Below are 8,644 nucleotides of genomic sequence, written 5' to 3'. Positions count from 1 at the left end.
TGCTCGGCATCGTCATCGGCGTCGGCTCGGTGGTCGCCATGCTCGCGATCGGCACGGGTGCCCAGGACTCCGTCTTGAGCCGCATCTCCTCGATGGGGTCCGATCTTCTCCTCGTCCGCCCGAGCATGGCCAATTTCCGCGGCAGCGCCGGCGGAAGCAACGTCACGCTCGTGCCGGCCGATGCCGACGCGATCCAGGAGTTGCCGAACGTCGCCTTCGCCGTGCCGGAAATGACGAGCACGGTGACGCTGAGGCGCGGCAACGTCGACTACCAGACGACGGCGAACGGCACGGTGCCGCAGTTCACGGCGGCGAAATCCTGGAGCGTCGGCCACGGCGAGTTCATCAACCGCGATGACATGGAAAGCTACGCACCCGTCGCCGTCCTTGGCGAGACCGTGGTGAAGATGCTGTTTGCAGACGGCTCCGACCCGATCGGCCAATATGTGCTCGTCAACAAGATCCCCTTCCAGGTGATCGGCGTGATGAGCGAAAAGGGTGCCAGCGCCGGCGGCAACGACCAGGACGACGTCGTCCTCGTGCCGCTGACGACGGGCAGCATGCGCATCTTCGGCCAGCGCAACATCCGCACCATCACCGTTGAGGTGAAGGACGCCTCCGCGATCGACCTGACGCAGGAGCGCATCCAGGCGCTGCTCAACGAGCGGCACAAGAAGGAGGATACGCAGATCACCAACATGTCGTCGGTGCGCGAAGCCTTCACCGAGACGTCGAATACGATGAAGCTCTTCCTGGGTTCGGTCGCGGCGATTTCGCTGCTCGTCGGCGGCATCGGCGTCATGAACATCATGCTCGTCAGCGTCAGCGAGCGGACGCGCGAAATCGGCGTGCGCATGGCGACCGGGGCGCGCGAGCGCGACATCCTCGTGCAGTTCATCGTCGAGGCGCTGGTCGTTTCCGCTATCGGCGGCGCGATCGGCGTCCTCGCGGGCCTCGGCACCGGCGCCCTCGCAAAAACTTTCGGCATGCCGGTCAGCTTCACCATCGGCCCGGTGGCGCTCGCCTTCGCCTGCTCGTTCCTGACAGGGCTGCTCTTCGGCTTCCTGCCAGCCCGTAACGCCTCCAGCCTCCAGCCTGCGGTGGCGCTCAGCGCGGATTAATCCGCATGAGGAAAGCTGGCGCGTCCGCCCGCATCGCGCTTTGTATCTGCGTCCGGGCGACGAGTCAGCACGGCAACACGGCGCAGACGCGCCGTGGCTTGATTCCTGTGACGAGCACAGGAATGAGGCAGTTGGAGCGGACGACGTCGCGAAACATTTGATGCGGTAAGATGCAAAAAGAGCAACGCTGACCGGGGCGTCAGTGTTGTCCGGGGTGATTGCCACTTGCTCCCGTCATTCCTGTGCTCGTCACAGGAAACCAGCAGCGCCGCGTCTGCGGCGCAGGAGACCGGAGCCACGAGGATATCTGTCAATTCACACCGATGGCTCCATCACCGTCACGAATTTCTGCGCCAGGTCCTGCGAGGCCGCCTTCTTCGGGTGAAGCTCGTCGTTCCACCGCCCCTGCACGACGTTCTTCAGGCGAACGACGGTGATATTGTCGTGGGCGCGCTCGATGCGGTCGAGCATGTCGTAGAGGCGGTCGACCAGATGGGTGAGAATGCCTTCGATCAGCGCGCCATCCTGAGACAGGTTGAAGCCCCGGCGGGTGAAGGGCTGGCCGAGCCACGGGCCGTTCACCACCGGCTTCGGAACGTCGTAGCCATGGACCAGCATCCGCGTCCGCTTCGGGGCCGACTGGATCGCGACATCGCGCGCAATCTCGCTATACCCGTCCTCGAGCGAGCGCACCTTGCGGTCGAGGATGTCGAGGCGAAGAAAGCTGCTCGGATTGGACGACGTGCCGGAGGTCCTGGGCCGCAGCAGCTCCGTCAGGGCGCCGCCGCCGAGAATGTCGTTGCCGCCGCCCGAAAAGATGAAGAAGTCGAACGAGGCGGATTTCACCAGCTGGCGGTAATCCTTCTTGTGGCGCATTTGCTCGAAGGTATCACCCGGATAGGCGACATTCTGGGCGTAGTAGCGCCCCTCCAGGATATCGAAGAATGTCGGCGCGTAACCCGCCAGTGCCGAGAGCGGCCAGAGGATGTTGATCCAGGAATCGCCATCCGCGCAGACGCGGAGGCCGGCCGCCTTGCGCGCGATCATCGTGTCCGCGGGCACAGCCGACGACTGCAGCGCACGCACCGCCTGTTCGTCGGTCAGGTAGCGGCCTTGCGCATCCTTGACGTGGTAGACGAGGCAGATAGCGGGGTCCTTCTCGAGGAACACGGAGGCGGGACCGGCCCCCTCGTTCCCGCCCTTCCGCCTGCCTCGGCCCACGTCCGTAGCGGCCGCCTTGCCGCCAGCCTCGCCACCGGTCTTTCGGGCCGTTTTCTCCTTCGCGCGTTCCATTGCCGGCCTCCCCGATCCCCCTGGCACATCCTGGGGCAACGGAACAGGCAGTGCAACTCCTGCTAGATCTCTATGGCCGGACCGAGCGTCGAATCCGGCGCGCCGCCACATTCGGAACGCGGAGAAATGGCGCGGATAAAGTTGTTGCCACAATTTTGCTTCACGCAGGCGGCAAACTCCGCCCGCTATCCAGCGGATGGCAGGGGAATACCGAATTTTTGTTTCGTTTGAGTTGGGCCAGAACCCTCGCGGTTCGCCCGCCCCGTCGGTGCCGTGTTGCAGCGTTCGACGCAATACGGGAACGCCACGGGTCTGCGCGCTGGATAGAGAAACAAATCAAGAGCGGACTCGGCATGGCCGAGCCCGAGGGTGGTTCGCTGCGCGTTCGAGCGAGCGCGCAATGGCGTTCTAGTGCTTTGATTCCAAAGCATTTTACTCGCTTTCAGCGTCTCCGCATAGAGGCGGATGGCTCCTAGCAGTGAACGCACACCGAAAACTGGCAAGGAGACCCAGCCATGAAGGTTTTAGCGTTTCTCGCCGCAATATCCGTCGCCCTCATCGCCCCGGACACGGCCACCGCCGGCATGCTGGCCTACGCCCAGCAATTTACCGGAATGCACGAAGTCAAACACAATAGGCGGCTGCGCGCCGCTCTCGGCATCAATCCCGCTCGCACGCCCTGGTGCGGGCATTTCATGGGGATGATTGCACGGAAAGCCGGCCGACAGCCGCCCAAATCCTACAGTTTCGCAAGTTCCTGGCGGCAGTTCGGTGCGCCCGTGCGCCTCTCCTTTGCGCGTCCAGGCGACGTCATCGTCGTGCGCACCGGCCGTGGCTATCACGTCGGCATCCTGTCGGCCCTGTCCAAGTCGACTGCACAACTGATCGGCGGCAACCAATCGGGGCGCGTTCAGCTGTCGCAGTTCAGCCGGAGGCAGGTTGTGGCGGTAAGACGTTAACCGCCGCGAAAGCTCGGCTTTCAAGTGTCGCACGACCGCTGCGCGCCCGATCAGGCGCGCGGCGCTGGCCGATGTGTCTCGGCCAGGAAGTCGATCGCGGCGGACGCGCCGTGAGGGACAGTTCGCGCGTCTGACCGGAAATGACGATTGTGGCTTGACCGCGACGGCGGCTATCGCCTCAGATCTGGCGCGCGCCGTCGATCCGCTCCCAGCGCCTGCCGTTCGATTGAGACTGGCGCGCGAAGTAATTGTAAGGGGTCCTCGACCAGTCGCGGACGGAATTGGTCATGTTGTCGAGCACGAGATCGCCCTCGCTGGTGCGCACGGTCAGCACCGTGTGCCCCTCACCGCGATAGCGGGCGACTGTCAGCAGCAATGCCGAGGCGGGCCAGCCGCGCTTGAGCAATTCCTGCTTCTTCAGGATGGCGAAATCCTCGCAGTCGCCATAGGCCGTAGGCACGCGCCAGTCGTCTGCCCCTTCGCTCCGTTCCCGGATACGCGCGTTGACCGCGCGGTTCACCTGCTGCAGCTCACTCGCCTTTTCCGGCTGGAGAACGACGAGCTTGCTCCCGCCACCGGTGCGGCACAAGCGGGGCTCGCGTGCGCAGAACGAGGCGAAAGCCGGTGGCGCGAAGGCCTTGCCACCGGTCCTCATCGTCGTACCCGCCTCGGCCACCTGCGGGATCACGAACAGCAACAGAGACAGAGACACGGCCTGTGCGACGAAAAATTTCATAAAGATCGACCTCCAACGGCGGGCGCAACGCTCCCGCGTCCGATTTACAGATAACCAAAGGGGATTAACTCAAGGTTGATTAACCCGAAATTGGGCGATGTTGTGGCCCGTACTACTAATAATTCGTAACTTGACCGCCTAACGCTTTACGCGAATTATTCATTACTTTTTTAAATATTTATTTTGTAGGAGTTGAGTAATGGATAAGTTTAACAGATCCGTATTAAAACTCTTCTTTATCCTTTCGACGGCTTCAATAGCATCAGTAGTTATCACGCCAGACGCGAACGCAGTACAGCGACAGCGCATGACTGCAAAACAATGCAGTCCACTGACGGAAGGTAACTTTGCGGCCTGCTGCGTAGCCCTCAACCGCTCAAAAATCCTGACGCCCGCACAGATCAAGATGTGCCCTCCCCTCTCGACGGCAACCATAAAGAGTGCCGCCACGGGGAACGATCGCAGCGATGCCCGTTCGCCCAACGGTAATGGTGGTGGCGGAACCGGTGGAGGCGGCGGCGGTGGCGGCGGTGGCAGCGGCGGCGGTAGCGCTCCCCCTCCTGGCGGTGGTGGCGGCGGTAACAACGGCGGCGGTGGCGACAACGGTGGCGGCGGTGGCGACAACGGCGGCGGCGGTGACAACGGCGGCGGCGGCGACAACGGCGGCGGCGGCGACAATGGCGGCGGCGACAACGGCGGCGGCAAAGGCGGCGGCGGCGATAACGGCGGCGGCGGTGGCGACAACGGCGGCGGCAAAGGCGGCGACAACGGCGGCGGAAAAGGCGGCGGCGACAAGGCCCCCGGAAAAGGCGGCGACAAACCTGGTGGCAAGAAGTCTGGCGGCAAGAATGCCGGCGAAAAGGGTAGCGGTAAGGCCGGTGACAAGGTCGACGGCAAGAAGGCTGGCGGCAAGAAGGCTGACGGCAAAAAGGCTGACGGCAAGAAGGCCGATGGCAAGAAAGCTGGCGGCAAGAAGGCCGGTGGCAAGAAAGCTGGCGGCAAGAAGGCTGGCGACCTCCGAAAAGCCAATAATGGCAAAGGCGACGGTGGCGGTGACGGAATTCCCGGCAGATCCAGGCATACCGACCGCAACCGTTGACGCGTGCGTGGCGCGTTTGAAGGAACGCGCCATACAGCCTGCACATTAAAAAAGCGCGCGCGGCAGGGATTTCTGCCGCCATTGGCGGGTTCTCGTGGCCATCATGCGACTGCAAAGACGCACGGCTGCAAGGGCCCGTCTTCCTTTTCCGGCCTCCATCTCGGATGATAGCTTCGATACCGGCGGAAGGCCGCGCAGCGGCCCGCCCCCCCGTCTTTGACCCGTTTCCAGTGGCCCTGATGGCAACCTTTCAGCAACCCCTCGCGCCGATAATGCCCCGGTAATCGAGGACCGAATCGGATGGCCAAAACGAGTTCAAAGAGGCGCAAGCGCGGCGCAAGCCGGAAGGGTAATCGCGGCGGCATGGCGCCCTGGTACATCGCGGCCGTCCTGATGATCGGCGGCATCGCAGCCTATGACCACCGGGCGAAACTCCCGGACCTGCCCGGCGCCTCCGAAGTGGTCGCCATGCTTTCGCCGCGGGAGACGAAGACGAAGCCGGTAAGTGCACAGGCGCGGCCGAAAGAGCATACCGGCTCGATCGGCAGGAACCCGGCGCTTGCGCGCCCCGCCCCGATCGCCAGGAAGCAGGAACTCGTCCCCCCGGCCCCGGTCGGCAGAACACCGGCGCTTGCTCCACCGGCTACGATCGGGCGGCCGATGGAACAGCCGACGCCCCGGTTTGCGGATTCCAACACGTTCTATTTTTGCGGTATTCGCAACGACAACTGCGTTGTCGACGGCGATACTTTCCTCTTCAAGGGCGAGAAGATCGTGATCGCCGATATCGATGCTCCGGAGACGAAGGAGGCCAAATGCGAGGCGGAACGCGCGCGCGGCTTCTATGCCAAGCAGCGGCTGCGCGAGTTGCTGAATGCCGGCAAATTCACGCTCGTCGCGTCGAAGGGCGGCGGCAGCGAAGGTGGAAGCCCGCATCTGGTGATGCGCAACGGAACCTCGCTTGGCGATGTCCTGGTCTCCGAGGGGCTCGTGCGCAAACGGGCCGGACAAGCTTCCTCCTGGTGCGGCCGCTCCGTCGCTCGCGTCTCCGGCTGAGAACCTATTAGCCGTGGCGTTCGTGATCCGCGAGCACCGCCTCGATCACGCGCCGCGACTTTTCCACTTCAAGGCGATCAGTGCCCGGAAGTTCGGCAAGGACGATAAGCGCCTTCCAGAGCGTCCAGCCGCGGCCGCGTGCCCAAGTCGCCTTGTCGAGCGGCAGCGCGGCGCGGAACGCCTCCCGGCTTTCTCCGTGGAAAAAGGTCCAGGCGACCGAGAGGTCGCATGAAGGATCGCCGACGCCGGAGGTGCCGAAGTCGATCACCGCGCTCAACCGCCCATTCTCGACCAGAAGATTGCCGGAACTGACGTCGCCGTGAAACCAGACCGGCGCGCCGTGCCACGTCGCGGCAAGCGCTGCTTCCCACACCGCGCGTGCCGCGTCCGTATCGATTCTTCCCTCGAGGGCAACGAGCGCCCGGCGCGTTTCCGCGTCATAGACGGTCAGCGGACCGCCCCGGAAAAAATTGTGCTGTCCCGGCGCCGGCCCGTCGGTTGCGTCGATCTCCTCGAGCGCCACGAGGAAACGTGCCAGCGTCGCCGCGAAAGCGCTGAGATCCGCGACAGGTGCATGGGTCGCGATCTCGCCTTCGCGCCACTCGTAAACCGACCAGGGCCAGGGATAACCCTCGCCCGCCCGTCCCACTGCCAAGGGCACGGGAATGGGCAGCGGCAGGCGCGGCGCCAGGATCGGCAGCCAGCGCTGCTCTTTTTCGACTTGAAGTGCATAGGGCGCGGCACTCGGCAGCCGCACCGTCATGTGCCTGCCCAGATGAAAGGTCCGATTGTCCCATCCGTCGAACTCGACTGGCCTGATCGGAAGATCCGCCCACTCGGGAAATTGCGCGGCGATCAGTCGGCCGACGAGAGATGCGTCGATGTTTAGCATACAAAAAGTTGCATTCGAAATCGAAAGACAGCAACCTTCTAGAGCATGGGAGGGAAAAGTGCAAAACGGCTTTCCGTCAGCACACCGCTGCCGCGTGCCGATCCGTTATGGCCTCACCGGCCGCTATCCCTCCTCGCGCAGCGTCTCCTTCTGGGTGATGAGCCGGGCGCTATGCTGGCCGCTGAGATAGATCCACAGCCAGCTCCAGGCGACGACAAAGCGGCTTCGCGTGCCGATCAGGAAGTAAATGTGGGCAATGCCCCAAATCCACCAAGCGAGCGCTCCCTTGAGCTTGATCCTGCCGAAGTCGATGATGGCGGCGCGCTTGCCGATCGTGGCGAGACTCCCCTGATGGCGGTAGCGGAACGGACCCGGTGCCGGCTTGCCTTCGAGCCGGGCGCGGATCATCCGGGCAACGAAGGCGCCCTGCTGCTTGGCGGCGGGCGCGATGCCCGGCACCGGCTTGCCCGCCTCCCACACGACGGAGGCCGTGTCGCCGATGACGAAAACATCGGGCAGTCCCGGTGCGGTGAGATCCCTTTCCACGACGGCGCGGCCGGCGCGGTCCGCCTCGATGCCGAGCCACCGGGCAGCAGGTGAGGCCTGGACGCCGGCGGCCCAGACGAGCGTGCGACTCGGCACGAAGCTCTCGCCGATCATCACACCCTCATGCGTGCAGTCGGTAACGGGAACGCCCGTGCGCACCTCGACGCCGAGCTTTGCGAGTTCACCGCCCGCATAGGCGGACAGTTCTTCGGTGAAGGCGGGAAGAATGCGCGGCCCCGCCTCGGCGAGCACGACGCGTGCCTTGCGCGTGTCTATGCGGCGGAATTCGCCGGGCAGCGTCCGGTGCGCCATTTCGGCGATGATGCCGGCGAGTTCCACCCCGGTTGGTCCTGCGCCGATCACCGTGAAGGTCAGCAGCGCATTGCGTTTCTCAGGATCCTCCTCGACCTCCGCTCGTTCGAAAGCGAGAAGCACGCGGCGGCGGATGGTCGTCGCGTCCTCCAGCGTCTTCAGTCCCGGCGCCACCGAAGCCCATTCGTCATGGCCGAAATAGGCATGCGTCGCGCCGGTCGCGAGCACCAGCGTGTCGTAAGGGACCGACCTGCCGCTCGTCAGCGTCACCTCCTTGTTAGCCGGATCGACGCCCACGACCTCCCCGAGCAGCGTCGTCACTTCCGGCCGGTCGCGATAAAGGTTGCGGATGGGCCACGCGATCTCCGACGTCGCCAGCAACGTCGTTGCCACCTGGTAGAGCAACGGCTGGAAGAGATGGTGGTTGCGCTTGTCGATCAGCGTTATCCGGACCGGCGCGCCGCGAAGGTCGTTGACGAGCTGCAGCCCGCCGAAACCTCCGCCGACGACGACGAGATGATGGTTGTCGTGCATGACTTTCACACCGCTCTCTCAAGACACTCGACAAACCCTCCACCTTTGTCCGGCCCGACGCAACCACACGTTCGGCATGGCTCCGTTGCAAACTTG

At 64.1% G+C, this 8,644-nt stretch carries 8 protein-coding genes; 3 read left to right on the top strand and 5 right to left on the bottom strand.

All coding sequences use genetic code 11. The features are described 5' to 3' along the window. The coding region (locus ILFOPFJJ_RS07680) for an ABC transporter permease (protein WP_173509926.1) at positions 1-1,121 on the top strand (1,121 nt) is incomplete at its 5' end. 315 nt (positions 1,122-1,436) lie between these two features. Here ILFOPFJJ_RS07680 and ILFOPFJJ_RS07675 read toward each other — a convergent pair. Further along, positions 1,437-2,414, bottom strand: a complete 978-nt coding sequence (locus ILFOPFJJ_RS07675; protein ID WP_173509925.1) for a hypothetical protein — start codon at positions 2,412-2,414, stop codon at positions 1,437-1,439. Between the two features lie 515 nt (positions 2,415-2,929). On the opposite strand from ILFOPFJJ_RS07675, the gene ILFOPFJJ_RS07670 reads away from it, so the two are divergent. Next, positions 2,930-3,373 (top strand): TIGR02594 family protein, encoded by a 444-nt coding sequence (locus ILFOPFJJ_RS07670; protein WP_173509924.1) that lies wholly within the window; start codon positions 2,930-2,932, stop codon positions 3,371-3,373. A gap of 178 nt (positions 3,374-3,551) precedes the next feature. Here the strand turns inward: ILFOPFJJ_RS07670 and ILFOPFJJ_RS07665 are convergent, their stop codons facing one another. Further along, positions 3,552-4,109, bottom strand: a complete 558-nt coding sequence (locus tag ILFOPFJJ_RS07665; RefSeq protein ID WP_173509923.1) for a transglutaminase-like cysteine peptidase — start codon at positions 4,107-4,109, stop codon at positions 3,552-3,554. Between the two features lie 376 nt (positions 4,110-4,485). Further along, positions 4,486-5,190: a hypothetical protein gene (locus tag ILFOPFJJ_RS36190; protein ID WP_173509922.1), complete on the bottom strand. Its 705-nt coding sequence runs from the start codon at positions 5,188-5,190 to the stop codon at positions 4,486-4,488. A 318-nt stretch (positions 5,191-5,508) separates the two neighbouring features. On the opposite strand from ILFOPFJJ_RS36190, the gene ILFOPFJJ_RS07655 reads away from it, so the two are divergent. Further along, positions 5,509-6,264 (top strand): thermonuclease family protein, encoded by a 756-nt coding sequence (locus ILFOPFJJ_RS07655; protein ID WP_173509921.1) that lies wholly within the window; start codon positions 5,509-5,511, stop codon positions 6,262-6,264. 7 nt (positions 6,265-6,271) lie between these two features. Here ILFOPFJJ_RS07655 and ILFOPFJJ_RS07650 read toward each other — a convergent pair whose 3' ends face one another. Beyond that, positions 6,272-7,156 (bottom strand): aminoglycoside phosphotransferase family protein, encoded by an 885-nt coding sequence (locus tag ILFOPFJJ_RS07650; protein WP_173509920.1) that lies wholly within the window; start codon positions 7,154-7,156, stop codon positions 6,272-6,274. A 123-nt stretch (positions 7,157-7,279) separates the two neighbouring features. Continuing rightward, positions 7,280-8,548 (bottom strand): NAD(P)/FAD-dependent oxidoreductase, encoded by a 1,269-nt coding sequence (locus tag ILFOPFJJ_RS07645; protein ID WP_173510184.1) that lies wholly within the window; start codon positions 8,546-8,548, stop codon positions 7,280-7,282. Positions 8,549-8,644: the final 96 nt, after the last annotated feature.

This window comes from Sinorhizobium psoraleae (assembly GCF_013283645.1).
GTDB lineage: Bacteria > Pseudomonadota > Alphaproteobacteria > Rhizobiales > Rhizobiaceae > Sinorhizobium > Sinorhizobium psoraleae.
This window is presented reverse-complemented; position numbering and strand designations above follow the sequence as displayed.

Excerpts from the sequence above, each read along its gene's own strand:
- ILFOPFJJ_RS07675 (WP_173509925.1), bottom strand. The coding sequence starts at position 2,414 with ATGGAACGCGCGAAGGAGAAAACGGCCCGAAAGACCGGTGGCGAGGCT.
- ILFOPFJJ_RS36190 (WP_173509922.1), bottom strand. The coding sequence starts at position 5,190 with ATGCCTGGATCTGCCGGGAATTCCGTCACCGCCACCGTCGCCTTTGCC.
- ILFOPFJJ_RS07645 (WP_173510184.1), bottom strand. The coding sequence starts at position 8,548 with ATGCACGACAACCATCATCTCGTCGTCGTCGGCGGAGGTTTCGGCGGG.
- ILFOPFJJ_RS07655 (WP_173509921.1), top strand. The coding sequence starts at position 5,509 with ATGGCCAAAACGAGTTCAAAGAGGCGCAAGCGCGGCGCAAGCCGGAAG.
- ILFOPFJJ_RS07650 (WP_173509920.1), bottom strand. The coding sequence starts at position 7,156 with ATGCTAAACATCGACGCATCTCTCGTCGGCCGACTGATCGCCGCGCAA.
- ILFOPFJJ_RS07665 (WP_173509923.1), bottom strand. The coding sequence starts at position 4,109 with ATGAAATTTTTCGTCGCACAGGCCGTGTCTCTGTCTCTGTTGCTGTTC.
- ILFOPFJJ_RS07670 (WP_173509924.1), top strand. The coding sequence starts at position 2,930 with ATGAAGGTTTTAGCGTTTCTCGCCGCAATATCCGTCGCCCTCATCGCC.